The 614-nt window shown below is 38.8% G+C and carries 1 protein-coding gene; it reads left to right on the top strand.

Annotation, left to right across the window (positions count from 1 at the left end; all coding sequences use genetic code 11):
- Positions 1–225: hypothetical protein (locus KJQ99_RS09520; RefSeq protein WP_214150687.1), on the top strand; the 225-nt coding region annotated here is incomplete at its 5' end.
- Positions 226–614: the final 389 nt, after the last annotated feature.

The following is a 614-nucleotide window of genomic DNA, read 5'->3' as shown; positions in this document are numbered from 1 at the left end:
GATTACTCAGACGTTTGGTCGAAGGGAAAAGTCGAATACAGGAACGTTTGTGACGAAACGAACAGTCTTGAAGTCGTCAGAAGTTTTGAAGGAGTTGAGCTGCATTGCTTCTTTAACTTGGGCGAAAAAGAACTTGAAGCGCCTTGTTTTGGCGAAGTCTTGCTCGGACAAAACGTTAAAGACGACAAGGTTGAAAAAGACGGCTTCATCATCGTAAAAAAATAAAGATAAATTTGCCGAGGATGGGGAAAAACTCTGCCTCAAATCAGGAACCCTGATGATTTGCAAATAATTGCAAATCATCAGGGCTTTTTCGTATGCATGACAATCGCTTGTTATGACGGAAATAACAAAAAATAGTCTGGCGGTAAATTTGACTGAGAACTTGACGCACTGATTTAGTGCGTTGCATTTGGAAAAATGACTGCCATTTACGGACAAATCAGCAAAAATGGCGCTTTGTCCGTAAAATTTGAGTGAAATCTCGGTGCACAGCCCAGAATAAGAAAAAAATACTTGCCATCACAGCAAAGATTTTAATCATTATGGGGGTCTATACTAAATGGTGTTGATGATGATTTTTGAACACCCTTTTTTTATTCACAAAATATCTT

Origin of the sequence: Campylobacter sp. 2018MI13 (assembly GCF_018501135.1) — a bacterium.
Lineage (GTDB): Bacteria > Campylobacterota > Campylobacteria > Campylobacterales > Campylobacteraceae > Campylobacter_E.
Note: the sequence above shows the minus strand (reverse complement) of the source record. Positions and strands in the feature narration are given on the sequence as shown.